Raw genomic sequence first — 26,206 nt, 5'->3', positions numbered from 1 at the left:
CAGTCTGAGCGAAGCCTGTCAACGCGGCCACGCCAAGATTTAAACCGCCGTCACCCCTGAATCTGAGTTACGGGGAGCGTTGAGTCGGCGCTAAAGCCCAGCGTGGATGCGGCTTTACCCGCCATCACCAGTTGCGCCCCCAACGCTGCGATCATGGCCCCATTGTCGGTGCAAAGCGACAGCGGGGGGATCCTTAACTCGATACCAGCAGCAGCACAACGCTGGCGTGCGAGTTCTCGCACTCGAGCGTTGGCGACGACTCCACCACCGAGCAGAAGGCGCGGCACCCCCAAATCTGTGCAGGCCGCGACGGCCTTGGTCAGCAGGATGTCGGCGACCGCTTCGCGAAAGCTTGCTGCAACATCCGCAATTGAGAAGTCTGTTCCGGCATCTTGTTCGCGCTCCACCCAGCGGGCAACGGCGGTCTTCAGGCCGGAAAATGAGAAGTCGTAGCGGTGCCGTTCCACGTCTTTGGGCTTGCTCAGTCCACGGGGGAATCGTATGGCCTTGGGATCTCCCTCAGCGGCGACCCGATCGATGTGGGGGCCACCAGGGTAGGGAAGGCCCAGCAGGCGAGCGACTTTGTCGAAGGCCTCCCCCGCAGCGTCGTCGATTGTTTCGCCGAGAAGCTCAACGTCAGCGACGAGGTCGCGCACGTGCAGCAGCGAAGTGTGGCCGCCCGACACCAGCAGTGCGATTGTGGGGAGGTCTAGTTCGGTTCCATCGTCGCGCAATACATCGGCGCCCACATGCCCAACAAGATGATTGACCGCATACAGCGGTTTGTCGGTCGCGACCGCGAGTGCCTTGGCCGCGGCAATCCCCACCATGAGGGCGCCGGCCAGCCCAGGGCCGCTCGTAACGGCAATCGCATCGAGTTCCGCAAGCTCGACGCCCGCTTCTGTCAGCGCCCGCTCAAGCGCAGGTTGCATCGCCTCCAAATGAGCACGTGCCGCAACCTCGGGAACAACTCCGCCATAGCGCGCATGCTCCTCCATGGATGACGAGATGACGTTGGCGAGCAGACGGCTGCCCCGAACAATGCCGATCCCGGTCTCATCGCAACTGGTTTCGATCCCCAGCACGAGGGGTTCTGTCGTGTTGCTCGGCACGCTGCCACCAGTCGATGTGAGCCGATTCATGCGCCGACCGCCGGAGAGAGCTTCGGCTCGGGAATAGTGAGACGCATCACAACCGCATCCACACCATCCGGCTGATAGTAGTTGGGGCGCACCGCGATGCTCTCGAAGCCGAGAGAGTCATAGAGTCGCTGCGCTGCCGGATTGTCGGCGCGAACCTCCAAGAAAAGTTCGCCAGCTCCGCGGGTGCGCGCCTCGACCATGAGCGCGTTCATGAGCGCACGCCCGACACCGTGGCGTCTCGCGTTCGGCTCAACAGCGATCGTCTGGATGTCTGCCTGAGTCGAACCGGCTGTGGCACGCAACCCTGCATAGGCTGTCACTCGCGTGGGCTCCCCCACCGGGTTGGCGACAACGTAATACCCGTGGCGGTTGCCCAGCTCTGCACTCATCATGTCGCTCGACCAGGCATCGTTGGCAAACTCGCTCGACTCAATCGCCATGATCGCGTCGAGGTCAGCGGGGGTGGCGCGGCGCAATTGCCAGCTCATGCGGTTACTCGTTTCGGTCCGGCCGAGAGGGTGACGTCGGGTGAGCGCAGATAGAGGGCTTCTTCGCCGGCAAACTCGCGACTGTTGGCGCTCAGGAGGTGCGCCAGTTTCGCAAGATTAGCGGCTCGTACGGTGGGCACTTCGCGCAACGAGTAGTGCGCGAAGTTGGGCACGTGGGTGGCGAGTTCGGCGGCGGGAGCCAGCGCCGGGCCGTCATCGCGGATGGGTAAGCCCGCATCATCCGTTCCCCGGTAGGTCGACCAGTAGAGCTCTGTGCGCCGCGCATCAGTGGCGATGAGTACCGGCCCGGTTTCACCGAGCGCGATGGCGTCGTGAGTGACCACCGGATGCAGTGGCAGGCCGGCGCCGAAGGCGAAAGCCCGTGCGGCAACGATTCCCACGCGCAGCCCGGTGAATGGTCCCGGGCCCATCCCGGCAACGACACCAGTGAGGTCGGTTACCGCCAATTCGGTGTCGGTGAGACAACCCGAGATGAAGTCGCCAATCACTTCGGCATGTCGGCGAGTGTCGGCAGAATCGCGTTCCGCGTGCACAACACCCTGCGCATCGACGATCGCAACGCTTGTCCCGGACGAGGTATCAATCGCTAAAAACATCGAGCCACCCCATATTGGCCCATCGAGGACCATTGCCGGTCACCGTCACTGTGCGCGGTTCGTTGAGTTCGTCAGAGAAATCGTCGGCCGGCGGATGCTCGTCGCTGGCGCCAGTCGGCCGAATAATATCTATGTTCAGCCACGATTCACTCACCCCATCAAGGAGGCCAGCACCCCATTCGACGACAACAATGGATGCCGCGAAGTCGAGATCGAGATCATCGAGCTCAATTGCGCTACCCAGGCGGTAGGCGTCCACGTGTACGAGAGGTGCCACGTCGGCAGAATCATCCGCTCGTGGGTGGGTGCGCGCGAGCACAAAGGTGGGGCTCGTTACGGTGCCCCGGATGCCCAAAGTTTCTCCGATCGAGCGCGTGAGGGTAGTTTTTCCTGCCCCCAGCTCGCCGTTGAGAAGCACGAGGTCTCCGGCGCTGAGCTGGGTCGCGATCAACGTTCCCAGCTGGACCATTCGCTCGGGAGAATCAATCGCCAGACGGGTCACGGCGTGTACCTGCGCACGACGCGTTGCCCGATGCGAGTCACAATCTCATAGTTGATGGTTTCGCAGGCCGCGGCCCAGTCGTCGGCACTGGGCACGATAGGGTCCGCTGACGAATCACCGAAGAGCACGGCGCGATCTCCGACCGCTACCGGCGCGTCGCCCATATCAACGACGATTTGATCCATAGCAACCCGGCCCGCAACCTGACCGCGAACACCGTTGATGGTGACGGGGCCGCGGTTTGACGCGTGTCGCGGAACGCCATCACCATAGCCGAGGGGTACGAGAGCGAGGTTCGTGTCTGTCGTGCAGCGAAAATCGAAACCGTACGACACCCCGTCGCCTGCAGAGGCTCGCCTCACCGCTATCACGGGGGCGCTCAGTGTCATCGCCGGAATCAGACCGAGGGCTTGGACATCCACGTCATCGGCGGGAGCAAGACCGTAACTACTGATTCCGACCCGAACTAAGTTGAAGCGGGCGCTCGGGTGTTTGATCGCGCCCTCGGAGGCAGCAAGGTGACGCAATTCGGGCCGAAGGCCGACCGCCTCTGCCATCGCGACCGCGGCAGTGAAGGCCTTGATCTGTTTGGCATCATTTTCTGCACCGGCATTCGCCAGGTGGCTCCAGATGCCGCGCACTCGGATACGGCCCGCCAGCTCGTGGGCCATTGCATCCTCAAAGAACTGCGGCCAGTCGCTGATCGGTGCCCCATTGCGGTGCAGTCCGGTGTCGACTTTGAGGTGCACGCAGGCCACGCCGGATGCCGCAGCAACTTCGGCGAGTTGCCCACTGCTGTTAACGCCGAGGTCGATTTTCGCGCGCACCGCTTCGCTGAACGCTGCCCCTGGTTGGTGCAACCATGCCAACAGTGGAGCGTCGATGCCCGCGGCTCTGAGTGCAAACGCTTCGGTAAGATCGGCGACGCCAAGCCAGGACGCGCCGCCGGTCAGGGCCGCCCGCGCGCTCGCAGTCGCGCCGTGTCCGTAGCCGTTGGCTTTCACAACGGCCATGACTTGTGCCGGCGCTACGAGAGTTCGGAGGGTTTTGATGTTGTGGCTGATAGCTCCGGTACTGATTGTTGCGAGGCGCAGATCAGTCATGGTGTGCCTCCGCGATGACGTAGGCGATCGCGATTCCGGCATCATGGCTCAGTGAGAGATGCACTGAGGTGATTCCGCGGCGATCCGCGATGGATCGCGTAGCGTTGAGCAGTTCGAAGGAGGGATTGCCGCGCGAATCCGTGACAACCCGCATGTCATGCCAGGTGACGCCGGTCGAGTCGCCGAGAGCTTTAATGAGTGCTTCTTTTGCGGCGAACCTGCCCGCGAGTGAACGCAGCGGTCGAGGTGCGCCCTCCTTCAGCTGTTCGCTCTCAGCGAACAGGCGGGCGGTGAGGGTCGGTGTGCGCTGCAACGCACGTTCGAAGCGGGCAATGTCAACGACATCCACACCGATCCCCACAATCACGGTGAGACCTATTCGACGGTGACAGACTTCGCAAGGTTGCGAGGCTGATCGACGTCGAGTCCCTTCGCTGCCGAAAGTTCCATACCAAAAATGTGCAGCGGGATGACAGCAAGCAGAGGCTCGAAGAACGAACCCGCCAGTGGAATCGGGATGACCTCATCCGCAAACGGCAGCACCGCCGCATCACCCTTCTCAGCGATCGCGATCACACGAGCGCCCCGGGCACGGATCTCCTGAATGTTAGAAACAACCTTCTTGTGCAGAGAGTTGGGGTCACGTGGGCTCGGAACAATCACGAAGACGACCTGGCCCGGCTCAATCAGCGCGATCGGGCCGTGCTTCAACTCACCGGCCGCAAAGCCTTCGGCGTGAATGTAGGCGAGCTCCTTGAGCTTAAGGGCACCCTCAAGCGCGATCGGATACCCGACGTGGCGCCCCAGGAACAGCACCGACTGGGTGTCGGTCATCCAGTGCGCCAACTGTTTGATCGACTGCGAGGTCACAAGAACCTCAGAAATCTTGGCAGGAACTGCCTGCAACTCGGCAACATTTTCGCGAATCAGCTCATCGCTGAGAGTGCCACGCACCCCCGCGATGTGAAGACCGATGAGATATAGCGCCGTCACCTGAGCCACAAAAGCCTTAGTGGAGGCCACAGCAACCTCCGGCCCCGCATGCGTGTACACGACAGCGTCTGACTCGCGAGGAATGGTCGCACCGTGCGTGTTGCACACCGAAACAACTTTTGCGCCAGACTCACTCGCAAACTTGACGGCCATCAGCGTGTCCATGGTTTCGCCGGACTGGCTGATCGAGATCACGAGGGTGCGATCGGTAAGAATCGGGTTGCGGTAGCGGAACTCGTGCGCGAGTTCGACATCCACCGGCACTCGCGCCCAGGCCTCAATCGCGTACTTGCCGAGCATTCCCGCATACGCTGCGGTTCCGCAGGCGACAACGACAATTCGGTCAATGTTCGCAATAACATCATCACCGAGCGGCTCAAATTCGGTCAGTCTGACCAGGCCATCCTGAACGCGGCCCAAAATGGTGTTGGCGACAGCATCCGGCTCTTCGCTGATCTCCTTAGCCATGAAGCTTGACCAGCCACCCTTTTCAGACGCCGATGCGTCCCACGCAATATCAAACTCTTCTACGTGAACGGCGTTGCCCTCAAAGTCAGTAACCTCCACGGAGTCGGGCCGGATGGTGACGATCTGATCCTGCCCGATCGCAACAGCGCGGCGCGTGAACTCCACGAATGCGGCTACATCAGAACCCAAGAAGTTCTCTCCATCACCCAAACCAATGACCAGCGGTGAGTTGCGGCGAGCGCCGACAACAACCCCGGGTTCATCTTCGTGCACCGCAAGCAGAGTGAACGCGCCCTCAAGACGGGCGACAACGCCACGTAGTGCCTCAGTGAGATTGCCCGACTTCGCATATTCGCGGCCAACAAGAAGAGCTGCCACCTCAGTGTCAGTCTCGCTGACGAAGGTCTCCCCCTCAGCCAACAGCTCATTCTTGAGTTCAGAGAAGTTCTCGATGATGCCATTGTGAATGAGCGCGAGCTTAGAGTCGCGACTCAGATGCGGGTGCGCATTGACATCGGTCGGCCCCCCGTGGGTCGCCCACCGAGTGTGCCCGATTCCCGTAGCACCGTTGCCGAGCGGGTGCTCGGAAAGATCATCCAGCAGCATCTGCAGCTTGCCGGCCCGCTTACGCGTTTCCAACTTTCCTGCACCATCAATAATCGCGACGCCGGCGGAGTCATAACCCCGATACTCGAGACGCTTAAGACCGCCGAGGAGAACCTCCAGGCTTTTATTGTTACCGACGTAACCCACAATTCCACACATGGAGTCGAGTTTAGTTGCCCAAACCAGCTAGCAGTGCGCAGATATGATGAACCGGATGCAAGAAAATGGATCCGCACACGGTCACATCTCTCCGTTTCTCGAAATTGATCGGAGCGATTGGAGTGAACTCGCGCCCAAAATGGACGTTCCACTCACGCAGGCGGAACTGATCGAACTCCGTGGGCTTGGTGACGAACTCGACCTCACCGAAGTCGCCGAGGTCTACCTTCCGCTCAGTCGTCTCCTTAACCTTTACGCAGAGAACGCCCAACAGCTTCACGGGGCGACGACCCAGTTCCTGGGAGCATCGACCACACGCACGCCATTCGTCATTGGCGTCGCCGGATCGGTCGCCGTGGGTAAATCTACAATCTCCCGGTTGCTGCGCGAACTACTCTCCCGCTGGGATGGCACCCCGCGGGTCGAGCTCATCACCACCGACGGGTTCCTGCACCCCAATTCGGAGCTTGAACGACGCGGGATCCTCGAACGCAAAGGCTTTCCCGAAAGCTACGACCGGCGTTCGCTATTGCGTTTCGTCAGCAAGATCAAATCGGGTGCCGCCGAAGTACGTGCACCGTTTTATTCACACCTGGCCTACGACATTGTTCCCGAGGCAAGCGTGACCGTTAGCAAACCCGATGTCCTGATCGTTGAAGGACTCAACGTCTTACAGCCACCAACTCCGGGAAAAAAGCTCGCCGTCAGCGACCTCTTCGACTTCACCATCTATGTGGATGCCCGCACCAGCGACATTGCACGCTGGTACGAGGAACGCTTCCTTCGCCTCCAGCGCGGGGCGTTCAGCAACCCGCGCTCCTACTTTCACCGCTTTGCGGACCTCAGCGAGAGTGCAGCCCGCGCACGCGCCCAACAGGTGTGGACACTCACCAACGAGCCCAACCTCATCCAGAACGTACTGCCGACGCGGCCACGCGCATCACTCATCTTGCGTAAAGACGCCAACCACTCAGTCTCAAAAGTGCTGCTGCGCAAAACCTAGAATGCAGCGCAGTGTGGCGGCTGCGTTGTAATCGACCGCGGGTCATCAGCGCGAACGCACTGGTTGCGTTAGTTGCCCAACTGGGAACGAACCACTGCAGCAAGGCGTTCAGCCATCTGCTCGGCGGCATCATGGTGCTCAGCCTCCACCATCACACGAACCATGGGTTCAGTGCCCGATGCGCGCAACAGCACGCGACCGGAGTCGCCCAGCTCTGCTTCCACCGCGCCAACGGCATCTGCAATCACCGTGTTAGAGCCCAGCGAGTGATGATCAACACCTCGCACGTTCTCAAGAACCTGCGGGTAGACCGTCATCACCGAAGCCAACTCGGCAAGAGTTTTACCGGTGCGTTTCATTTCGGCGACAAGGTGCAACCCCGTGAGGATGCCATCACCGGTTGTCGCGAATTTGGTCATGATGACGTGCCCAGACTGTTCGCCACCCAGCGATAGGCCGTGCTCACCAAGCGCTTCGAGAACATAGCGGTCGCCCACTTTGGTTTCCAACATCTTTATGTTGTTCTCCGCCATCGCCCGACGAAGCCCGAGGTTGCTCATAACCGTCGCGACGAGTGTACGATCTTGGAGCACACCACGCTGGGCCATCGAAACAGCGAGAATCGCCATGATCTGATCACCGTCAACAACATTGCCCTCTTTGTCGACAGCCAGGCAGCGATCTGCGTCGCCATCATGGGCGATACCGAGGTCTGCGCCGTGGGAGAGCACTGCGGCAGCGAGATTGTCGAGGTGGGTTGATCCGACACCGTCGTTGATATTGATGCCGTCGGGATCGGCACCAATCACCGTGACTTTGGCACCGGCATCGGTAAACACCTGCGGCGAAACTCCGGAGGCCGCACCGTGAGCGCAGTCGAGTAGCACATGGATGCCGCCGAGTTGGTTGGGCAACGTCGACAACAGGTGCACAACGTAGCGGTCTTCAGCATCGGCAAACCGGCGGATACGACCAACCTCGGTGCCTGTGGGCGCAAGACTGGGCGCGGCAAGCGCCGCTTCGATGCGGTCTTCGACCTCATCGGGAAGTTTGGTGCCACCCTGCCCGAAAAACTTGATTCCGTTGTCGGGTGCAGGATTGTGCGACGCCGAGATCATGACCCCGAGGTCGGCTTTGAAATCAGCGACAAGGAAAGCTGCTGCGGGGGTAGGAATTACTCCGGCATCAAAAACGTCTACGCCAGAACTCGCGAGGCCGGCAGATACTGCCGCTGAGATGAACTCACCAGACACACGGGGATCACGAGCGACTACCGCTACAGGCCGGCGCCCTGAAGCGCGACGACCATCGGCAACCCGGCCCTGGCCCAGTACGACTGCTGCCGCCTGAGCCAAGCCGAGTGCAAGCTCGACAGTAAGATCACTGTTCGCGAGGCCACGAACGCCATCGGTACCAAAAAGACGCGCCATGCGTTGCCGCTAGCAGGTGAAGCGCGTTAGCGCTTCGAGAACTGAGGCGCCTTACGTGCCTTCTTGAGTCCAGCCTTCTTACGCTCCTTGACGCGAGCGTCACGGGTGAGGAAGCCGGCCTTTTTGAGGGCAGCGCGGTTGTTCTCTTCGTCGATCTGGTTGAGCGAACGAGCGATACCCAAACGCAGTGCGCCAGCCTGACCCGAAGGGCCACCGCCGGTGATGCGTGCGATTACGTCGTAACCACCGAGCAGATCAAGAATCTTGAACGGGTCGTTGATGAGCTGCTGGTGAAGCTTGTTGGGAAAGTACTCGGCGAGCTCACGGCCGTTGACCGTGATGGTGCCCGAGCCGGGAACAAGGCGTACGCGGGCGATTGCCTGCTTGCGACGCCCGACGGCTGCACCGGGAACGGTGAGTACGGGGCGGGGCGCTGCGGGCGCCTCGGTTGCTGCCGATTCAGTCGTGTACGACTCGGGAGCACCCTCGGTGATTGAATCTTCGATCTTGGCCACTGTAATAAGTCCTTAAGTCTTGGCTACGTAAAGCGCGGGCGCTACTGAGCGACCTGGGTGAGGGTGTACGGGGTGGGCTGCTGGGCAGCGTGCGGGTGCTCTGCACCTGCGTATACCTTCAGCTTGGTCAACTGAGCGCGACCGAGTGAGTTCTTGGGGAGCATTCCACGGATTGCCTTTTCTACGGCACGTGTGGGGTGCTTCTCCAACATCTCGGAGTACGTCGTGGCCGTCAGCCCGCCCGGGTAACCGGAGTGGCGGTAGGCCTTCTTCTGCGCGAGCTTGGAGCCGGTGAGGGCAACCTTCTCAGCGTTGATGATGATGACGAAGTCACCCATGTCCATGTGAGGAGCAAAGGTGGCCTTGTGCTTTCCACGGAGCAAAACTGCTGCATGGCTGGCAAGGCGGCCGAGAACGATATCGGCGGCGTCGATGATGACCCATTCCCGCGTTACGTCGTCGGGCTTGGGCGAATAGGTGCGCGTCACAATAATGCTGCTTTCATTGATCGAGTGAGGTGTTCGTGAATCCCGCTCCGATGGTTGTTTCAGAAGAAACAATTCCGGTTGGAGGGCTCATGATCGGATGCCGCACCCTATAGTGCAGACACCAAGGGTCAACGATAGCTGAAGTTCGGCCCCGCAGCAAACGGTGCTGTGCCTAGTTGAGCGCTGTGCCTAGTCCAGCAGGTCGAGTGGATCGCGGTGGGATCGCGTGAGCTCTGCCCTCGCCGCCAATCCGGCGTCTGGCGGGTAACCCACCTCAACGAGAGTGAGGCCCTTGGCCGGCATCACCTTGAATTCACTCCCCTTTGAACGCTCATCACGAATGTCGACGGGCCGCGAAGCTTCCAGTTTGCCCTGCCCCACAAACACGCCTGCGCCCACGAGTGACCGCACCATGCTGTGACAGAAGGCGTCAGCCCGCACCCCGGCGACGATGACGCCCTCTTCGTTACGTCGCCAGCTAAAGCGTTCCAGTGACCTCACCGTCGAGGCACCCTCGCGAGGTTTGCAGTAGGCCGCCCAATCGTGAAGGCCAAGCAGCTCGCGTGCCGCAGCATTCATCGCATCGAGGTCGAGCGTGGCGGGGTACCACACCGTATGGTTTCGATACCGGGGGTCTCGAGGCGACTCATTGTCTGCGATGCGGTACTCGTATCGGCGCCACAGCGGCGAAAAGCGCGCATCAAAACCGGCGGCCGCAATCGCTGACTGCGACACATGGATGTCAGCCTCAAGACCCGCGATCCCGTTAATCCGGCGCGCCAAAGATGCGGGCCCGTCATAGCGGCGACCGCGAAGATTTCCCCGACGAGGGCGGTCCAGACTGCGCAGCTGGGCATCAGTGAGATCAAGGTGGGCCACTTGACCGCTTGCGTGCACACCGGCATCCGTGCGGCCGGCGACGACGAGGGATGGAATAACGCCGAACCGGCGGAAGATCACGCCCAGGGCGTCTTCGATCGTTCCCTGAACGGTGCGCAGTGCCGGCTGCTTGCCCCAGCCGAAAAAATCGGTACCGTCATACGAAAGATTGAGTCGCAACCGAGTCAGCGACGGCTCACAGTGCTCGCCACTGGGCGCGTGAGAAGTCGGCTGATCCATAATTCAATCCTATTTCTACGAGAAAACCCCGGCCCGCGCGAGGCGGAACCGGGGTGATCTCACACTACGAAAGTTACTTCTTTTCTGCCGTCTCAGCAGCATCATCGGCAGGAGCATCGTCGGCCGAAGCACCTACCGCTACGTCCTCGGTTGCTACCTCTTCAGTAGCAGTCTCATCTGCGACAGGAGCTCCCTCTGCGGCTGTCTCCTCTGCGGCTGGCTCTTCTGCGGCAGCCTTGGGCGCTGTCTTTGCCGAAGCCTTCGACGACTTCTTCTTTGGGGTAACGGGTTCGAGTACGAGCTCCATTTGAACCATCGAAGCGTTATCGCCCTTGCGGAAACCAAGCTTTGTGATGCGGGTGTAGCCGCCCTCACGGAGTTCAACCTGCGGTGCAATTACGGTGAACAGCTCGTGGATAACGGTCTTGTCACCAATAATTCCGAGTGCACGGCGACGGTTGTGCAGGTCGCCCTTCTTCGCAAACGTGATGAGGCGCTCAGCAACGGGACGCAGGCGCTTGGCACGCATTTCCGTTGTCTTGATGCTCTTGTGAGTGAACAGGGCTGCGGCCAAATTGGCGAGCATGTGGCGCTCATGCGCCGGTCCACCGCCGAGACGTGGGCCCTTAGTAGGTGTAGGCATTTTCTAATTCTCCAGTGTCAAAGTTTCGAGCCAGCGGCTCAAGCGTTGGTCTCGTCGTCGGCGTATCCGCCGTAGAAGTGCGCTCCATCAAATCCAGGAACGCTGTCTTTCAGCGACAATCCCATCTCGACGAGCTTGTCGCGAACTTCATCAACCGACTTCTGACCGAAGTTACGGATGTTCATGAGCTGGGTCTCTGACAGAGCCACCAGTTCGCTGACGGTGTTGATTCCCTCGCGCTTGAGGCAGTTGTAGCTGCGCACCGAAAGGTCAAGGTCTTCGATCGGCATGCTGAGCTCGGTCGACAGCACAGCGTCAACGGGTGCAGGACCAATCTCAATACCCTCGGCAGCCGTGTTGAGCTCGCGAGCGAGTCCGAACAGTTCGGTCAGTGTGCGACCGGCTGAAGCCACAGCATCACGCGGGGTGATTGCCGACTTGGTTTCGACATCCACAACTAGGCGGTCGAAGTCAGTGCGCTCACCGGCACGAGTTGCCTCGACGCGGTAGGTGACCTTGAGCACGGGCGAGTAAATCGAGTCGACCGGAATCTGGCCGGCTTCGCTGAATTCGCTGCGGTTCTGAGTTGCCGTGACGTAGCCACGGCCGCGCTCGATTGTGAGCTCAAGTTCGAACTTGGCTTTGTCATTGAGTGTTGCGATGACGAGCTCCGGGTTGTGAATTTCAACACCGGCGGGTGCTGAGATGTCAGCTGCCGTAACCTCCCCGGCACCCTGCTTGCGCAGGTAAGCGGTGATCGGCTCGTCGTGCTCGCTCGAGACAACCAGGTTCTTGATGTTGAGGATGACCTCGGTGACATCTTCTTTAACACCGGCGACGGTGCTGAACTCGTGGAGTACGCCGTCGATGCGGATGCTGGTAACAGCTGCTCCGGGAATCGACGAAAGAAGAGTACGACGCATGGAGTTTCCGAGGGTGTACCCGAAACCAGGTTCAAGTGGCTCGATAACGAACCGTGAACGGAATTCGGAGATGTTCTCCTCAGCAAGGGTGGGACGCTGTGCAATGAGCACTGGTAATTCCTTTCGGCGAAGTGTCCGCTATATGACACTTGTGGGCGACGGGTGGCTGGCCCGACTGTGTATTGAGTTGTGCGCTGGAACTGTGAGCGAGGGCCGCGATTAGCCCCCGCCACGACGCCAGCACTAGCGAGTTGCCTCGCTAGTACGGCGAGAAACTAAACGCGACGACGCTTGGGCGGACGGCAACCGTTGTGCGTCTGCGGTGTTACATCGTTGATCGAACCCACTTCGAGGCCAGCGGCCTGCAGTGAACGAATCGCAGTTTCACGACCCGAACCCGGTCCCTTCACGAATACGTCAACCTTTTTGACACCGTGCTCCTGAGCCTGGCGTGCAGCCGACTCAGCAGACATCTGGGCGGCATACGGGGTTGACTTGCGCGAACCCTTGAAGCCGACGACACCTGATGACGACCAGGCCAGAACTGCGCCGGTGGGATCGGTGATGGTGACGATGGTGTTGTTGAACGTTGACTTGATGTGAGCCTGACCCACTGCAACGTTCTTCTTCTCTTTACGACGCGGCTTACGAGCGGCCGATTTTGGTGCTGCCATTGTTTTCTCCTAAAACTGTGATGGCGACGACGCTGGGAATGAACCCAGGGTCTATCGGGCCTTCTTCTTGCCGGCTACGGTGCGCTTCGGACCCTTGCGAGTGCGAGCGTTGGTCTTGGTGCGCTGTCCATGGACGGGCAGTCCCTTGCGGTGACGGATACCCTGGTAGCTGCCGATTTCAACCTTGCGGCGAATATCTGCGGCGACCTCACGACGGAGGTCACCTTCTACCTGGAAGTTTCCTTCGATGTAGTCACGCAGCACGATGAGCTGGTCATCGGTGAGATCGTGAACGCGAATTTCTCCGCTGATTTGTGTGTCGGCGAGGGTTTTGAGTGCCCTCGTGCGGCCAACACCGTAAATGTAAGTCAGTGCGACCTCTACACGCTTATCGCGTGGGATGTCGACGCCGGCTAGACGTGCCATAGTGGCTTCTCCTGTGAGTGAGTGGAGGTCTGTAACAATACCTGTGCGCCGGCCTCCAACCGGTGGTGTCCCCGTTTCTCGCTTGCGCGAGCTGCGGATCTGGTGCTGCTAGTTCTGTGTATTTAGTTGTGTGCTGCGGTGTGTGACGATTGCTCGGTCCACCTCTGCAACGGTGCGCTCTGCTCGCGAAACCTTAGCCCTGGCGTTGCTTGTGACGCGGGTTTGACTTGCAGATGATCATGACGCGTCCGTTGCGACGAATTACGCGGCAGTTGTCGCACATGGGCTTGACGCTGGGGTTGACCTTCATAATTTTTCCTTGTGAATCGCTGTCTTCGTTCCACTAATCCCGCAAAGGAGAAGTGGACGTTACTTTCCAGCGCCCTCTTACTTATAGCGGTAGGTGATCCGGCCGCGAGTCAGGTCATACGGGCTCAGCTCTACAACCACACGGTCCTCCGGAAGGATTCGAATGTAGTTCTGTCGCATTTTGCCGGAGATGTGTGCGAGCACTACGTGGCCGTTACTCAACTCAACACGAAACATCGCGTTGGGCAGAGCTTCAACTACTGCTCCTTCAATCTCAATGACACCGTCTTTTTTGGCCATAGCCTCTTCGTCGCTATAAGTGGAGTTCGCTGGTCTGCGTGGATTGTGGTGGGTGGCTTTCGAAAAAACCTAGGCACGAAAAAAACGGCCTGAAGCACCAAGGATCAAGCCTACGCTAATCCCGGGCATTTCACCAAGCTGGCGCTAAAATGACGCCTTCACGGCTTGAATGCGTCGGCTGCGACGATGCCGCGGTCAACGAGAGCCCCGGTAATGCGAGCGGTAACCGCATCAATTTCGCCGAGCGCGTCAATCGTGACAACCACGCCTCTCGAGCCGTAGACCTTAATGAGTGGCGCTGTCTGCTCAGCGTAGACCTCAAGGCGGTGACGAACCACTGCTTCGGTGTCATCGCTGCGACCCTGCTCGAGGGCACGCTTGCGGAGCCGAGCAACGACAACCTCGGGGTCTGCTTCAAGCTCCACTACAGCATCGAGGGCAGCACCATGGCTCGCCAAGAATGCGTCGAGCTCGCGAACCTGGTCGGTGGTGCGCGGGTACCCGTCGAGAAGAAACCCTTCTTGCGCATCATCGTCCTCTAGGCGATCACGAATGAGCGCGTTCGTCAGAGAATCGGGAACGTTGTCACCGGCGTCCATAAATGCTTTGGCTTTGGTGCCCAATTCGGTGCCATTTTTCACATTGCTGCGAAAGATGTCACCGGTCGAGATCGCAGGAATTCCGTAGATCTCAGCGAGGTGTACCGCTTGAGTGCCTTTTCCTGCACCGGGTGGGCCGATCAGTAGGAGTCGAGTCACCGTAACAAACCTTCGTAGTGGCGCTGCTGCAGCTGCGCATCGATTTGCTTGACCGTCTCAAGACCAACGCCGACGATAATCAGAATGCTTGCTCCGCCGAATGGGAAGTTCTGGTTGGCCCCAATGACAACGAACGCGATCAGTGGAATCAGTGCCACAACGCCGAGGTACAGCGAGCCGGGCAGTGTGACGCGAGTCAGAACGTAGTCAAGATATTCTGCGGTCGGTCGACCTGCTCGAATACCGGGGATGAAGCCGCCATATTTCTTCATGTTGTCGGCGACTTCCTCGGGGTTGAAGGTAATCGCAACGTAGAAGTAGGTAAAGCCAACGATCAGCAGGAAGTAGCCGATCATGTAGATCGGGCTATCGCCAGAAACGAGGTTGTTCTGAATCCAGACGACCCACGCTGATGGTGTGTCTCCAGCTTGTGGCTGGTTGAAGTTGGCGATCAATGCGGGCAGGTACAACAGCGATGAGGCGAAGATCACGGGGATCACGCCAGCCATGTTGACCTTGATCGGGATGTACGTGTTGTTGCCGCCGTAAGTGCGTCGGCCGACCATCCGCTTCGCGTATTGAACAGGAATGCGTCGCTGCGACTGTTCAACGAAGACCACGGCACCCATAATCAGGATACCCATGAGCAACACGAGAGTGAAGATTTCGAGGCCGCTGCTGAGGTAGATGCCCCAGAGCGCGCTCGGGAAAGTGGCCGCAATCGAGACGAAGATCAGCAACGACATTCCGTTGCCGATACCGCGCTCGGTGACGAGCTCACCCATCCACATGATGAGCCCGGTGCCCGCGGTCATCGTGATGACCATCAAAAGAATGGCGTACCAGGCATCGTTGGTAATGAGTTGGTTACATTCGGGAACGCCGGCTGATTGGAAGAGAGCGCCGCTGCGGGCCACCGTGATCAACGTCGTTGACTGAAGGATTGCCAGAGCGATGGTGAGGTAACGCGTGTACTGCGTTAGTGTCGACTGGCCCGACTGGCCATCCTTGTGAAGAGTTTCGAAGTGCGGGATCACCACGCGGAGTAGTTGCACGATGATCGACGCCGTGATGTACGGCATAATTCCGAGGGCAAATACGGAAAGTTGGAGGAGAGCCCCGCCACTGAACAGGTTGATGAGGTCATACAGCCCACCGCTGGACGAGTTGGCTGCGAGACACAGCTGAACATTGCCGAAGTCAACGAACGGCGCTGGGATGAACGATCCAAGCCTAAACAGCGCGATGATGCCTAGTGTGAACCCGATCTTCCTGCGAAGGTCAGGCGTGCGGACAATCCGCGCGACAGCTTTGAACACAAGGCCTCCGATTTATCTATGTACTGCGGGTGAATGGGGAACCCTTGTGCGGGGCTCCCCACCCATCCTGTCTGCTTTGGTCACCGGTGTGACCAGCGCGACACTAACGTCTCGCGCAGTGACAGTTACTGAACCGAACCGCCGGCCGCAACAATCTTCTGCTCAGCGGATCCGGAGACCTTGTCAACTACAACATTCAGCTTAACCGCAATGTCGCCCTGACCAAGAACCTTGACCTTTTCGTTCTTGCGAACGGCACCCTTTGATACGAGGTCAGCGATGGTTACATCGCCACCCTTGGGGTAAAGTTCCGCGAGTTTTTCAAGGTTTACAACCTGATACTCAACTCGGAACGGGTTCTTGAATCCGCGCAATTTAGGTGCACGCATAACGAAGTTGATGTTTCCACCCTCGAAACCGAGCCGCATGTTGTAGCGCGCCTTGGTTCCCTTTGTTCCACGACCCGCGGTTTTACCCTTGGATCCCTCACCACGACCAACACGCATTCTGTCTTTCTTGGCTCCGGGAGCGGGGCGAAGGTGGTGCATTTTGAGGACCTGCGGGCGGCTTGCCGCAATGTCGCTCGACGCCTTCTTGGCGGTCGATGACTTTGCGGCAGGAGCATTTGCTGCGGGCTTGTCGGCGGCAGCGCTAGCCGTCGTCGACTTGGCAGCCGGAGCAGCCTTCTTCGCAGCGGGAGCCTTAGCGGCAGGAGCCTTGGTTGCAGGCTTGTCAGCCGCAGCCTTAGCCGTCGTCGCCTTTGCCGGCGCTGACTTCTTAGCCGCAGGTGCCTTCGCAGCAGCGTCCTTCTTAGCAGGAGCAGCCTTCTTGGGGGCGGCAGCCTTCTTTGGAGTTTCTTTCTCGTCAGCCATTAGTCAATCTCCTCGACTTTGACAAGGTGAGCGACCGTGTTGACATAACCACGGTTCTGCGAGTTGTCCTCGCGCACAACAACGGAACCGATGCGCTTAAGCCCAAGGCTGCGCAGCGTATCGCGTTGGTTTTGCTTCTCACTAATTTTGGACTTGATCTGGGTTACCTTCAGGCGACCAGCCATCAGACACCTGCCTTAGCTTCAGCCTCGGCGCGCAGCAAGCGTGCCGGGATAACGTGTTCTGCATCGAGGCCACGACGTGCGGCAACCGAGCGAGGCTCTTCGAGCTGCTTGAGTGCTGCGACCGTAGCGTGGACGATGTTGATCGTGTTCGAAGAGCCGAGTGACTTGCTGAGTACGTCATGAATTCCGGCGCACTCAAGTACGGCGCGAACGGGACCACCGGCGATAACACCGGTACCGGCGGATGCGGGACGCAGCAGCACTACGCCTGCAGCAGCCTCGCCCTGAACCGAATGTGGGATCGATGCGGCGACGCGAGGAACGCGGAAGAAGTTCTTCTTCGCCTCTTCAACGCCCTTAGAGATCGCGAGGGGAACTTCGCGGGCCTTGCCGTAACCGACACCAACCATTCCGTTACCGTCACCGACGACGACGAGAGCGGTGAAGCTAAAGCGACGCCCGCCCTTGACTACCTTCGATACACGGTTGATGGTGACGACTCGCTCCAAGAACTGGTTCTTGTCGTTGTCACGGCTGTTGTTTCCGCCACGACCACCACGGTCGGGGCCACGCTCACGGCCGCCACGACGAGCCTCGCGAGGCTCACTGGTTACATCGGTTGCTGGGGCGTCTACGACGACCTCAGGTACGGAGATGGCGCTAGTCGCCTCAGCGGCCACGGCCTGCTCCTTGTTCGTTGTCTTGTTTTCCAGGTTGTCGCTCACAGGTTCAATCCACCCTCTCGCGCTCCGTCGGCGATAGCTGCGACACGACCTGCGTATCGGCTTCCACCACGATCAAATACGACGGCCTCAACACCGGCCTGCTTGGCACGTTCGGCGACCATTTCGCCGATCTTGCGTGCCTTGGCGGTCTTGTCGCCATCAAACGTACGCATGCTCGACTCCATGGTCGACGCTGAGGCTACGGTGACACCCTTGGAGTCATCGACAACCTGAACGAATACGTGACGCGCTGAGCGCGTAACCACGAGACGGGGGCGCACCTCGGTGCCCACAACTTTCTTGCGGAGACGTGCGTGCCTGCGGCCTTTAGCGGCCGACTTGCTCTTACCTCTGGTTCCGAGAGCCATGTCTACTTACCACTCTTTCCGGCCTTGCGACGAACAACTTCGCCGGCGTAGCGCACACCCTTGCCCTTGTAAGGCTCTGGCTTGCGCAATTTACGAATATTGGCTGCTACTTCGCCAACCGCCTGCTTGTCGATGCCGCTGACAACTAGTTTGTTGTTGCCCTCGACCGCGAAGCTAATGCCTGCGGGCGGGTCAACGGTGATCGAGTGCGAGTACCCGAGAGCGAACTCGACTGAGTTGCCCTTTGCCGTTACACGGTAACCAGTACCAACGACCTCGAGGCCCTTGGTGTAACCGTCGGTGACGCCGACAATCTGGTTGGCGATCAACGTGCGGGTCAAGCCGTGAAGTGAACGTGATTCGCGCTCGTCATTGGGACGGGTTACGAGAACCTGACCGTCTTCGAGCGCTACTGCGATCGGCACGCTGACGGTGAGCGCAAGCTCACCCTTCGGGCCCTTAACCGCAACGTTCTGTCCGTCGATGCTGATGGTGACACCGGCGGGGACATCAATAGGAAGTCTTCCGATTCGTGACATTTTGGGTTACCACACGTAAGCGAGGACTTCCCCACCTACGCCCTTCTTAGTCGCCTCTTTGTCGGTCAGCAGACCAGAGGAGGTGGACAAAATGGCCACACCGAGTCCGCCAAGAACCTTGGGGATTTCGGTTGAGCGAGCGTAGACACGAAGGCCAGGCTTCGAGACGCGCTTGATTCCCTTGATGGAACGCTCGCGAGTAGGGCTGTACTTGAGTTCGATCATGAGGGTCTGGCCCACACGAGCATCTTCGGTGCTCCAGCTGAGGATGTATCCCTCGGCTTTCAGCATTTCTGCCAAGCGCGACTTCAGCTTGCTGTTAGGCATTGAAACGCTGTCGTGGTGCGCCGAGTTGGCATTACGCAGTCTGGTCAGCATGTCAGCGACCGGATCTGTCATTGTCATTATGTGTTTCCTGTCTCAACTGGTTTCGGCATCCGTTACACGAAGGCCGACCTGGTCGATTAGTGATGCTTGGTTAGTTAGATGCGTTCTCTGCAGCACGGAACGGGAAGCCGAGTGCCTTCAATAGCGCGCGTCCCTCTTCGTTGTTCTTCGCAGTGGTCACGATTGTGATGTCGAAACCACGAACGCGGTCAATCTTGTCCTGATCGATCTCGTGGAACACTGACTGCTCTGTGAGGCCGAACGTGTAGTTGCCGTTGCCATCGAACTGCTTGTCCGAAAGGCCACGGAAGTCGCGGATGCGGGGAAGCGCAAGCGAGATGAGCCGATCAAGGAATTCCCAGGCACGGTCACCACGGAGGGTAACGTGTGCGCCAATGGGCTGCCCTTCACGAAGCTTGAACTGGGCGATCGACTTGCGAGCGCTGGTTACATAGGGCTTCTGACCGGTGATCGCGGTGAGGTCCTTGACGGCCCCATCGATGATCTTGCCGTCCCGAGCTGCTTCGCCAACACCGGTGTTTACGACGACCTTAACGATCCCCGGAACCTGGTGCACGTTGGTGAACCCAAGATCTTTCGTGAGCTGCGCCGCGATCTCCGTGCGGTACTTCTGCTTGAGGCGCGGCTGGATTTTGCCAGCTGCTGGTGCAGTCGTGGTCATTAGTCTGCGTCCTTCTCGGTTGCTTTCTCGGTTGCCTTGTCGGCATCCTTCGTCGAAGCCGTGGGCTCAGCCTTGGCTGCCTTCGACTTCTTGGTCTCTACGCGGCGCGACTTCTTGAAGACGCGCTCGCGTGTGGTCTTTCCGCGGTCATCGGTGCCGACGGTAAAGCCAACACGTGCCGGGAGCTTGGTCTCGGGGTCAACGAGAGCAATGTTCGACACGTGAATCGGTGCCTCCATTGTCTCGATGCCGCCGGTCTTGGTTCCCCGCTGAGTCTGGCCGACCTTGACGTGCTTGGTGACAAAGTTGACACCCTCCACAACGACGCGGTCCTTTCCTGCGATAACCCTGATAACACGACCCTGCTTGCCACGGCTTCCGCCGCGCTCTTGGGTCTGGCCGCTGATGACCTGTACGAGGTCACCCTTGCGAATCTTTGCCATAACTACAGCACCTCCGGTGCGAGAGAGATGATCTTCATGAACTTCTTGTCACGAAGCTCGCGGCCGACCGGCCCGAAGATGCGAGTACCACGGGGGTCTCCACCATCGGACTTGAGGATTACGGCAGCGTTCTCATCAAACTTGATGTATGAACCGTCGGAACGACGAGTCTGCTTGATGACGCGAACGATGACGGCCTTGACGACCTCACCCTTCTTGACGTTTCCGCCGGGAATCGCGTCTTTGACGGTTGCCACAATGACATCGCCGAGACCTGCGTAACGACGGCCTGAACCGCCGAGAACGCGAATCGTGAGGAGCTCCTTGGCGCCGGTGTTATCGGCAACCTTTACTCGGGATTCCTGCTGAAGCATTACTTAGCCTTTTCGAGGATCTCGACCAGACGCCAGCGCTTCGTGGCGCTGAGCGGACGGGTCTCGCTGATTAGAACTGAGTCACCGACGCCGGCCGTGTTGGCCTCGTCGTGAACCTTCACCTTGGAGTTACGGCGGACAACCTTGCCGTACAGCGGGTGCTTCACGCGGTCTTCGACTATGACGACGATGGTCTTATCCATCTTGTCACTGGTCACAATTCCACGACGGGCCTTGCGGTACCCACGAGCGACCTCGGCGGTCTCCGCGGTCTTCTTGTCTTCAACCTTGGCCATGACTACGCCTCCTTCGTCTCGTCGGTGGCATCTGCTGCAGTCTTATCCGCGGCGTCTGCCTTCTTGGTGCTGCGCTTCTTGGTCTCTTTTGCAGGAGCCTCGATAGCAGCAGGGGTTGCCCGGATGCCCAGCTCGCGTTCACGGATAACCGTGTAGATGCGAGCGATGTCACGCTTAACAGCGCGAATCCGTCCGTGGCTGTCGAGTTGACCCGTTGCGGCCTGGAAGCGGAGGTTGAAAAGTTCTTCCTTCGCTTTCTTCAGCTCGTCAATGAGTCGCTCGTCTTCATAAGTGTCTAGCTCGGTTGGGGCTAGCTCCTTGGATCCGATCGCCATTATGCGTCGCCCTCCTCGCGCTTGATGATGCGTGCCTTGAGGGGCAGCTTGTGAATAGCACGAGTGAGAGCTTCGCGCGCAACAGTCTCGTCCACACCGCTGAGCTCGAAGAGCACGCGACCTGGCTTGACGTTGGCGACCCACCACTCGGGCGAACCCTTACCGGAACCCATGCGGGTTTCAGCGGGCTTTTTGGTGAGCGGGCGGTCGGGGTAGATGTTGATCCACACCTTCCCACCACGCTTGATGTGACGCGTCATAGCGATACGAGCTGCCTCAATCTGGCGGTTCGTTACGTATGCCGGCGTCAGAGCTTGAATGCCGTACTCGCCAAACGACACCGTGGTACCACCGGTAGCGTGACCGCTGCGGCTGGGGTGGTGTTGCTTGCGGAACTTGACCTTACGCGGAATCAACATAGTTAAGCCTCAACTCCTGCTGCAGCCGGTGCTTCTGCCTTTGGGGCGTCAGCCTTGGGTGCTTCAGCCTTGGGTGCTTCAGCCTTGGGCGCGGACGAAGGGCCACCGGTACGACGGCCGCCGCGGTCGCCACCATCGCGACGCTCGGGGCGCGATGACTTCTGGTTGGCCTGCTCGCGAGCGAGCTCCTTGTTGGTGATATCGCCCTTGTAGATCCACACCTTGACACCGATGCGACCGAAAGTGGTCTTGGCCTCATAGAAGCCATAGTCGATGTTTGCGCGAAGCGTGTGCAGCGGTACGCGACCCTCACGGTAGTACTCGGAGCGGCTCATTTCTGCGCCACCCAAACGACCCGATACCTGGATGCGAACACCCTTGGCGCCGGCGCGCTGGGCACCCTGGAGGCCCTTACGCATTGCACGACGGAAGGCAACACGGGCAGCGAGCTGCTCGGCGATTCCCTGTGCAACGAGCTGGGCTTCAGCCTCGGGGTTCTTCACCTCGAGGATGTTGAGCTGAATCTGCTTACCGGAGAGCTTTTCGAGCTCTCCACGAATACGCTCTGCCTCGGCGCCGCGGCGACCGATCACGATGCCCGGACGGGCGGTGTGAATGTCTACGCGGACGCGGTCACGAGTGCGCTCGATTTCAATACGAGCGACACCTGCACGGTCGAGGTTCGACTTGAGCAGATTGCGGATTTTTATATCCTCTGCAACGTAATCGCTGTAACGCTGACCCGGCTTGGTGCTGTCGGAGAACCAGCGCGACACGTGGTCGGTGGTGATTCCCAGACGGAAACCGTAGGGGTTTACCTTCTGTCCCATTACTTCTTTCCTGCCTTGTCGGCCTTGGCTTCAACGACGTGGTCTGGCGTGGCCAGAACAATCGTGATGTGGCTGGTGCGCTTCAGGATCTGGAACGCGCGGCCTTGGGCACGCGGCTGGAAACGCTTCAACGTGGCTCCATCATCGACAAACGCCTTCGAGATGATCAGATCCTGCTCGTCTAAGAAGCTGTTCGTTTTGTCTGCAGTAACTCGCGCATTGGCGATTGCAGACGCAACCAGCTTGTAGACCGGCTCGCTCGCTCCCTGGGGTGCGAACTTCAAAATTGCCAGTGCTTCCTGTGCTTGCTTGCCGCGGATCATGTTGACGACGCGACGAGCCTTCATGGGGGTCACGCGGATGTGACGCACGCGTGCGATCGACTCCACCATTTCTCTACCTCCTTCACCACCGCGTTAGCGGCGGCGACCCTTCTTGTCGTCTTTCACGTGTCCACGGAAGGTACGGGTGGGCGAAAACTCGCCGAGCTTGTGCCCAACCATCGTTTCGGTGATGTACACCGGAATGTGCTTGCGACCATCGTGTACCGCGATCGTGTGGCCCAGCATTGCTGGAACGATCATTGAGCGGCGTGACCAGGTCTTGATTACGTTCTTGCTCTTGGCTTCGTTCGCCTTGACAACCTTTTGCAGGAGGTGGTCGTCGACGAAGGGGCCCTTCTTCAGACTGCGTGGCATCTTCTGACTCTCCTACTACTTGCGCTTCTTGCCGGCATTGCGGCGGCGAACGATGAGCTGGTCACTGGGCAGTTTGCGCTTACGAGTGCGCCCCTCTGCCTGGCCCCAAGGGGAAACGGGGTGACGTCCACCGGACGTCTTACCCTCACCACCACCGTGGGGGTGGTCGACGGGGTTCATGGCGACACCACGCACGGTCGGGCGGACACCCTTCCAGCGCATCCGGCCGGCCTTACCCCAGTTAATGTTCGACTGCTCGGCATTGCCGACCTCGCCGATTGTTGCGCGGCAACGAACGTCAACGTTGCGGATTTCGCCGGAAGGCAAACGCAGCTGCGCGTAAGGGCCCTCTTTTGCAACGAGCCGAACGGATGCACCAGCGGAACGGGCCATCTTGGCGCCGGCACCGGGGCGCAGTTCGATCATGTGAATGACCGTACCGACGGGGATGTTCTTCATCGGCAGGTTGTTGCCAGGCTTGATGTCAGCGCCAGCACCCGACTCGATGATGTCGCCCTGCTTGAGCTTGTTGGGCGCAATGATGTAGCGCTTGCTGCCATCAACAAAGTGCAGCAGTGCGATACGGGCGGTGCGGTTGGGGTCGTACTCGATCTCGGCAACGCGGGCATTTACGCCATCTTTGTCGTTGCGCTTGAAGTCGATGACGCGGTACTGGCGCTTGTGGCCACCACCAACGTGACGGCTCGTGATGCGACCTGCGTTGTTGCGGCCACCAGTCTTGGGCAGAGGGCGCAGAAGCGACTTCTCTGGGGTAGAACGGGTGATCTCAGCAAAGTCTGCAACCGAGGAGCCACGACGACCAGGCGTCGTGGGCTTGTACTTGCGAATAGCCATTAGTTTCTCCTTGGTCCCTAGCCGACAGCGGTGAAGATGTCGATAGAACCGGACTTGAGCGTGACGATGGCGCGCTTGGTGTCTTTGCGCTTGCCCATACCGAACCGGGTGCGACGGGTCTTGCCCGTGCGGTTCAGCGTGTTGACTGAGTCGACCTTGACGTTGAAGATCTTCTCAATTGCGAGCTTGATCTCGGTCTTGTTCGCACGGGGGTCTACCTCGAAGGTGTACTTGCCCATGTCAATGAGGTTGTAGCTCTTCTCGGAAACCACGGGAGCGATGATGATGTCGCGTGGGTCCTTGTACGTGACGGTCATGCGCTGACCTCTTCCTTGTTCGAAGACTTGGTGTTGAAAGCAACAAACGCATCGAAAGCGCCCTTGCTGAACACGATGTCGTCGCTGACGACGACGTCGTAGGCGTTGAGCTGGTCGTAGGACAGAACGTGAACCGTGTCGAGGTTGCGGAGGCTCTTGAGGCTGTTTGCGTCTTCACGCTCAAGCACCACGAGTACGTTCTTGCTCGGTGCGATGCCCGTGAGCAATGCCGAAACAGTCTTTGTCGACGGCTTGTTGTCTACGGACAGTGCATCGATGACGTGAATGCGCTCACCGCGGGCCCGGTCAGACAGCATGCCGCGAAGGGCCGCGGCAATCATCTTCTTGGGGGTGCGCTGTGAGTAGTCACGCGGGTGTGGACCGTGAACGATTCCACCACCCTTCATCTGGGGAGCACGGATCGAACCCTGACGAGCGCGACCGGTTCCCTTCTGCTTGAACGGCTTGCGACCTGAACCCGAAACTTCACCACGACGCAGGGTGTTGTGCGTGCCCTGACGTGCTGCTGCACGCTGGGCGACAACAACCTGGTGGATGAGGGGAACGTTGGTCTGCACGTCGAAGATCTCGGCGGGAAGTTCGACAGAGTCGACCTTCTTGCCCTTGGCGTCGATGACGTCGATGGAGGTAGCCATGTGTACTACGCCCCCTTCACTGCGTTGCGGACGAAGACGATGCGGCCGCGAGCGCCGGGAACGGCGCCCTTGATGAGCACGAGTCCCTTCTCGAGGTCGATCGCGTGGACGGCAAGGTTCATGACCGTTACCCGGTCACCACCCATACGACCGGCCATGCGCATGCCCTTGAAGACACGGCTGGGGGTCGACGAGGCGCCAATGGAACCAGGCTTGCGGTGGTTACGGTGCGAACCGTGGCTCGAAGAAACACCCTTGAAGTTGTGTCGCTTCATAACACCAGCAAAACCTTTACCCTTGCTCGTGCCGACAACGTCGACCTTCGAGCCGGGGGTGAAGATGTCGACAGCGAGCTCCTGGCCAACGGTGTACTCCGCGGCGTCGGGGGTGCGAATCTCGGTGAGATGACGGCGAGGCGTAACACCAGCCTTGTCGAAATGACCGGTGAGCGGCTTGGTGACCTTGCGGGGGTCAATCTGGCCGTATGCAATTTGCACAGCGCTGTATCCATCAACCTCGGGGGTGCGCAATTGCGTGACCACGTTCGGGGTGATTTCGACAACGGTCACCGGAATGAGCTTGTTGTTCTCATCCCAGACCTGCGTCATGCCGAGCTTCTTGCCCAGCAGACCCTTGGTCGTCTTAGTTATAGACATTATTTTCCTTATCGGCTCTGTCGCTCAATAACTGCGCGAGCTAAAGCTTGATCTCGATGTTGACGTCGGCCGGCAGGTCGAGACGCATGAGCGAATCAACAGCCTTCGGCGTCGGATCGATTATGTCGATGAGCCGCTTGTGGGTGCGCTTCTCGAAGTGCTCGCGGCTGTCCTTGTACTTGTGGGGAGAGCGGATGACCGCAATCACGTTCTTTTCTGTGGGCAGCGGCACTGGGCCTACTACCGTGGCACCCGCTCGGGTTACCGTGTCGACGATTTTGCGTGCCGACGAGTCGATGACCTCGTGGTCGTACGACTTAAGTCGAATGCGGATCTTCTGTCCCGCCATGACTGGCTCTCTTCCCTTAGTACTTTGGCTGTACTGCGTTCACCTGCGCTGTTCGTAGGCCAGTGTTGCCACCCGGCGCCGCTCAGCACTTTTGCTTTCGCACCACTATTTATCTGTCAAGTTGTTGCTGTCACTGCTTGTGATACCAACCCGCAGCACTGTCGCTTTCACGACAATGTTCTCTTGCGAGAAGCTGTGGGGAGTTGGTTAAGCTTGGTTCTGCTCCCCGCGGCCT

At 59.3% G+C, this 26,206-nt stretch carries 39 protein-coding genes and 1 pseudogene; 1 reads left to right on the top strand and 39 read right to left on the bottom strand.

Annotated features, from left to right (window positions below):
* Window positions 1-50 precede the first annotated feature (50 nt).
* Genes tsaD through glmS form a run of 7 tightly spaced genes read right to left on the bottom strand, consistent with a single transcriptional unit; the run spans window position 51 to window position 6,078 of the window.
* On the bottom strand, window positions 51-1,142 hold the full coding sequence (gene tsaD, locus FB472_RS10065) for a tRNA (adenosine(37)-N6)-threonylcarbamoyltransferase complex transferase subunit TsaD (protein WP_141990773.1): 1,092 nt from the start codon (window positions 1,140-1,142) through the stop codon (window positions 51-53).
* Window positions 1,139-1,630, bottom strand: coding sequence for a ribosomal protein S18-alanine N-acetyltransferase (rimI, locus tag FB472_RS10060; protein ID WP_141990772.1), 492 nt, complete (start codon window positions 1,628-1,630; stop codon window positions 1,139-1,141). Before rimI ends, tsaD begins: the two co-directional genes overlap by 4 nt.
* Window positions 1,627-2,247 carry a tRNA (adenosine(37)-N6)-threonylcarbamoyltransferase complex dimerization subunit type 1 TsaB gene (tsaB, locus tag FB472_RS10055; RefSeq protein WP_141990771.1) on the bottom strand — a complete coding sequence of 207 codons (621 nt, stop codon included), beginning with the start codon at window positions 2,245-2,247 and terminating at the stop codon, window positions 1,627-1,629. The genes rimI and tsaB overlap by 4 nt, the downstream gene beginning before the upstream one ends.
* Entirely contained in the window at window positions 2,231-2,749 is a 519-nt protein-coding gene (gene tsaE / locus FB472_RS10050) for a tRNA (adenosine(37)-N6)-threonylcarbamoyltransferase complex ATPase subunit type 1 TsaE (protein WP_246078175.1), read from the bottom strand. Before tsaE ends, tsaB begins: the two co-directional genes overlap by 17 nt.
* Window positions 2,746-3,852: an alanine racemase gene (gene alr, locus FB472_RS10045; RefSeq protein WP_141990770.1), complete on the bottom strand. Its 1,107-nt coding sequence runs from the start codon at window positions 3,850-3,852 to the stop codon at window positions 2,746-2,748. Before alr ends, tsaE begins: the two co-directional genes overlap by 4 nt.
* Window positions 3,845-4,219, bottom strand: a complete 375-nt coding sequence (locus tag FB472_RS10040) for a holo-ACP synthase (protein WP_021809365.1) — start codon at window positions 4,217-4,219, stop codon at window positions 3,845-3,847. Before FB472_RS10040 ends, alr begins: the two co-directional genes overlap by 8 nt.
* A gap of 8 nt (window positions 4,220-4,227) precedes the next feature.
* Entirely contained in the window at window positions 4,228-6,078 is a 1,851-nt protein-coding gene (gene glmS, locus FB472_RS10035; RefSeq protein WP_141990769.1) for a glutamine--fructose-6-phosphate transaminase (isomerizing), read from the bottom strand.
* Between the two features lie 55 nt (window positions 6,079-6,133).
* Here glmS and coaA point away from each other — a divergent pair, with 55 nt between their 5' ends.
* Complete coding sequence (coaA, locus tag FB472_RS10030) at window positions 6,134-7,081, top strand: type I pantothenate kinase (protein ID WP_170192079.1); 948 nt, start codon at window positions 6,134-6,136, stop codon at window positions 7,079-7,081.
* Between the two features lie 68 nt (window positions 7,082-7,149).
* Here the strand turns inward: coaA and glmM are convergent, their stop codons facing one another.
* The 32 genes and pseudogenes from glmM to rpsJ all read right to left on the bottom strand — a co-directional run bounded on the left by glmM (window position 7,150) and on the right by rpsJ (window position 25,971).
* On the bottom strand, window positions 7,150-8,511 hold the full coding sequence (glmM, locus tag FB472_RS10025) for a phosphoglucosamine mutase (RefSeq protein WP_141990767.1): 1,362 nt from the start codon (window positions 8,509-8,511) through the stop codon (window positions 7,150-7,152).
* 26 nt (window positions 8,512-8,537) lie between these two features.
* Complete coding sequence (gene rpsI, locus FB472_RS10020) at window positions 8,538-9,026, bottom strand: 30S ribosomal protein S9 (protein WP_021809361.1); 489 nt, start codon at window positions 9,024-9,026, stop codon at window positions 8,538-8,540.
* A 41-nt stretch (window positions 9,027-9,067) separates the two neighbouring features.
* Window positions 9,068-9,514 (bottom strand): 50S ribosomal protein L13, encoded by a 447-nt coding sequence (gene rplM / locus FB472_RS10015; RefSeq protein ID WP_021809360.1) that lies wholly within the window; start codon window positions 9,512-9,514, stop codon window positions 9,068-9,070.
* 189 nt (window positions 9,515-9,703) lie between these two features.
* Entirely contained in the window at window positions 9,704-10,633 is a 930-nt protein-coding gene (locus tag FB472_RS10010) for a tRNA pseudouridine synthase A (protein WP_141990766.1), read from the bottom strand.
* Between the two features lie 73 nt (window positions 10,634-10,706).
* On the bottom strand, window positions 10,707-11,276 hold the full coding sequence (rplQ, locus tag FB472_RS10005) for a 50S ribosomal protein L17 (RefSeq protein WP_141990765.1): 570 nt from the start codon (window positions 11,274-11,276) through the stop codon (window positions 10,707-10,709).
* A gap of 38 nt (window positions 11,277-11,314) precedes the next feature.
* A complete protein-coding gene (locus FB472_RS10000; RefSeq protein WP_021809357.1) occupies window positions 11,315-12,310 on the bottom strand; it encodes a DNA-directed RNA polymerase subunit alpha in 996 nt (331 codons plus the stop codon).
* Between the two features lie 164 nt (window positions 12,311-12,474).
* Window positions 12,475-12,873 (bottom strand): 30S ribosomal protein S11, encoded by a 399-nt coding sequence (gene rpsK / locus FB472_RS09995; RefSeq protein WP_009773100.1) that lies wholly within the window; start codon window positions 12,871-12,873, stop codon window positions 12,475-12,477.
* A 51-nt stretch (window positions 12,874-12,924) separates the two neighbouring features.
* Window positions 12,925-13,299, bottom strand: coding sequence for a 30S ribosomal protein S13 (gene rpsM, locus FB472_RS09990; RefSeq protein WP_141990764.1), 375 nt, complete (start codon window positions 13,297-13,299; stop codon window positions 12,925-12,927).
* 193 nt (window positions 13,300-13,492) lie between these two features.
* Window positions 13,493-13,609 (bottom strand): 50S ribosomal protein L36, encoded by a 117-nt coding sequence (gene rpmJ, locus FB472_RS09985; protein WP_021809356.1) that lies wholly within the window; start codon window positions 13,607-13,609, stop codon window positions 13,493-13,495.
* 77 nt (window positions 13,610-13,686) lie between these two features.
* A complete protein-coding gene (gene infA / locus FB472_RS09980) occupies window positions 13,687-13,908 on the bottom strand; it encodes a translation initiation factor IF-1 (protein WP_009773103.1) in 222 nt (73 codons plus the stop codon).
* Window positions 13,909-14,066: 158 nt separating this feature from the next.
* The gene (locus FB472_RS09975; protein ID WP_141990763.1) at window positions 14,067-14,666 is read right to left on the bottom strand and encodes an adenylate kinase; all 600 of its coding nucleotides are present in this window, start codon (window positions 14,664-14,666) and stop codon (window positions 14,067-14,069) included.
* Window positions 14,663-15,985 carry a preprotein translocase subunit SecY gene (gene secY / locus FB472_RS09970; protein ID WP_141990762.1) on the bottom strand — a complete coding sequence of 441 codons (1,323 nt, stop codon included), beginning with the start codon at window positions 15,983-15,985 and terminating at the stop codon, window positions 14,663-14,665. Before secY ends, FB472_RS09975 begins: the two co-directional genes overlap by 4 nt.
* 125 nt (window positions 15,986-16,110) lie before the next feature.
* Window positions 16,111-16,857: a 50S ribosomal protein L15 gene (gene rplO / locus FB472_RS09965; protein ID WP_141990761.1), complete on the bottom strand. Its 747-nt coding sequence runs from the start codon at window positions 16,855-16,857 to the stop codon at window positions 16,111-16,113.
* Entirely contained in the window at window positions 16,857-17,042 is a 186-nt protein-coding gene (gene rpmD, locus FB472_RS09960; RefSeq protein WP_009773114.1) for a 50S ribosomal protein L30, read from the bottom strand. Before rpmD ends, rplO begins: the two co-directional genes overlap by 1 nt.
* On the bottom strand, window positions 17,042-17,767 hold the full coding sequence (rpsE, locus tag FB472_RS09955) for a 30S ribosomal protein S5 (protein ID WP_021809352.1): 726 nt from the start codon (window positions 17,765-17,767) through the stop codon (window positions 17,042-17,044). Before rpsE ends, rpmD begins: the two co-directional genes overlap by 1 nt.
* Window positions 17,764-18,135 (bottom strand): 50S ribosomal protein L18, encoded by a 372-nt coding sequence (gene rplR, locus FB472_RS09950; RefSeq protein WP_035897489.1) that lies wholly within the window; start codon window positions 18,133-18,135, stop codon window positions 17,764-17,766. Before rplR ends, rpsE begins: the two co-directional genes overlap by 4 nt.
* Before the next feature lie 2 nt (window positions 18,136-18,137).
* Entirely contained in the window at window positions 18,138-18,674 is a 537-nt protein-coding gene (gene rplF / locus FB472_RS09945; RefSeq protein WP_021809350.1) for a 50S ribosomal protein L6, read from the bottom strand.
* A gap of 6 nt (window positions 18,675-18,680) precedes the next feature.
* Window positions 18,681-19,079, bottom strand: a complete 399-nt coding sequence (gene rpsH, locus FB472_RS09940) for a 30S ribosomal protein S8 (protein WP_021809349.1) — start codon at window positions 19,077-19,079, stop codon at window positions 18,681-18,683.
* A gap of 73 nt (window positions 19,080-19,152) precedes the next feature.
* Complete coding sequence (rplE, locus tag FB472_RS09935) at window positions 19,153-19,743, bottom strand: 50S ribosomal protein L5 (RefSeq protein ID WP_021809348.1); 591 nt, start codon at window positions 19,741-19,743, stop codon at window positions 19,153-19,155.
* 107 nt (window positions 19,744-19,850) lie between these two features.
* A pseudogene (gene rplX, locus FB472_RS09930) lies at window positions 19,851-20,186 on the bottom strand (50S ribosomal protein L24); the annotation flags it as partial.
* 2 nt (window positions 20,187-20,188) lie between these two features.
* Window positions 20,189-20,560 (bottom strand): 50S ribosomal protein L14, encoded by a 372-nt coding sequence (gene rplN, locus FB472_RS09925; protein WP_010203824.1) that lies wholly within the window; start codon window positions 20,558-20,560, stop codon window positions 20,189-20,191.
* Window positions 20,560-20,856 carry a 30S ribosomal protein S17 gene (rpsQ, locus tag FB472_RS09920; protein ID WP_021809346.1) on the bottom strand — a complete coding sequence of 99 codons (297 nt, stop codon included), beginning with the start codon at window positions 20,854-20,856 and terminating at the stop codon, window positions 20,560-20,562. The genes rplN and rpsQ overlap by 1 nt, the downstream gene beginning before the upstream one ends.
* 2 nt (window positions 20,857-20,858) lie before the next feature.
* The gene (gene rpmC / locus FB472_RS14500; RefSeq protein WP_021809345.1) at window positions 20,859-21,191 is read right to left on the bottom strand and encodes a 50S ribosomal protein L29; all 333 of its coding nucleotides are present in this window, start codon (window positions 21,189-21,191) and stop codon (window positions 20,859-20,861) included.
* Window positions 21,191-21,610 (bottom strand): 50S ribosomal protein L16, encoded by a 420-nt coding sequence (gene rplP, locus FB472_RS09910; RefSeq protein WP_021809344.1) that lies wholly within the window; start codon window positions 21,608-21,610, stop codon window positions 21,191-21,193. Before rplP ends, rpmC begins: the two co-directional genes overlap by 1 nt.
* Window positions 21,611-21,612: 2 nt before the next feature.
* Complete coding sequence (rpsC, locus tag FB472_RS09905; RefSeq protein WP_141990759.1) at window positions 21,613-22,440, bottom strand: 30S ribosomal protein S3; 828 nt, start codon at window positions 22,438-22,440, stop codon at window positions 21,613-21,615.
* Complete coding sequence (gene rplV / locus FB472_RS09900) at window positions 22,440-22,832, bottom strand: 50S ribosomal protein L22 (protein WP_021809342.1); 393 nt, start codon at window positions 22,830-22,832, stop codon at window positions 22,440-22,442. The genes rpsC and rplV overlap by 1 nt, the downstream gene beginning before the upstream one ends.
* 24 nt (window positions 22,833-22,856) lie before the next feature.
* On the bottom strand, window positions 22,857-23,138 hold the full coding sequence (gene rpsS / locus FB472_RS09895) for a 30S ribosomal protein S19 (protein ID WP_141990758.1): 282 nt from the start codon (window positions 23,136-23,138) through the stop codon (window positions 22,857-22,859).
* A gap of 15 nt (window positions 23,139-23,153) precedes the next feature.
* Complete coding sequence (gene rplB, locus FB472_RS09890; protein WP_021809340.1) at window positions 23,154-23,993, bottom strand: 50S ribosomal protein L2; 840 nt, start codon at window positions 23,991-23,993, stop codon at window positions 23,154-23,156.
* 17 nt (window positions 23,994-24,010) lie between these two features.
* Complete coding sequence (rplW, locus tag FB472_RS09885) at window positions 24,011-24,310, bottom strand: 50S ribosomal protein L23 (RefSeq protein ID WP_009773129.1); 300 nt, start codon at window positions 24,308-24,310, stop codon at window positions 24,011-24,013.
* Window positions 24,307-24,966 carry a 50S ribosomal protein L4 gene (gene rplD / locus FB472_RS09880; protein WP_021809339.1) on the bottom strand — a complete coding sequence of 220 codons (660 nt, stop codon included), beginning with the start codon at window positions 24,964-24,966 and terminating at the stop codon, window positions 24,307-24,309. The genes rplW and rplD overlap by 4 nt, the downstream gene beginning before the upstream one ends.
* 5 nt (window positions 24,967-24,971) lie before the next feature.
* A complete protein-coding gene (rplC, locus tag FB472_RS09875) occupies window positions 24,972-25,622 on the bottom strand; it encodes a 50S ribosomal protein L3 (RefSeq protein WP_021809338.1) in 651 nt (216 codons plus the stop codon).
* A gap of 40 nt (window positions 25,623-25,662) precedes the next feature.
* Complete coding sequence (gene rpsJ / locus FB472_RS09870; protein ID WP_009773132.1) at window positions 25,663-25,971, bottom strand: 30S ribosomal protein S10; 309 nt, start codon at window positions 25,969-25,971, stop codon at window positions 25,663-25,665.
* Window positions 25,972-26,206 lie beyond the last annotated feature (235 nt).

The sequence above is a fragment of the Rhodoglobus vestalii genome, assembly GCF_006788895.1.
Classification (GTDB): Bacteria; Actinomycetota; Actinomycetes; order Actinomycetales; family Microbacteriaceae; genus Rhodoglobus; species Rhodoglobus vestalii.
This window is presented reverse-complemented; position numbering and strand designations above follow the sequence as displayed.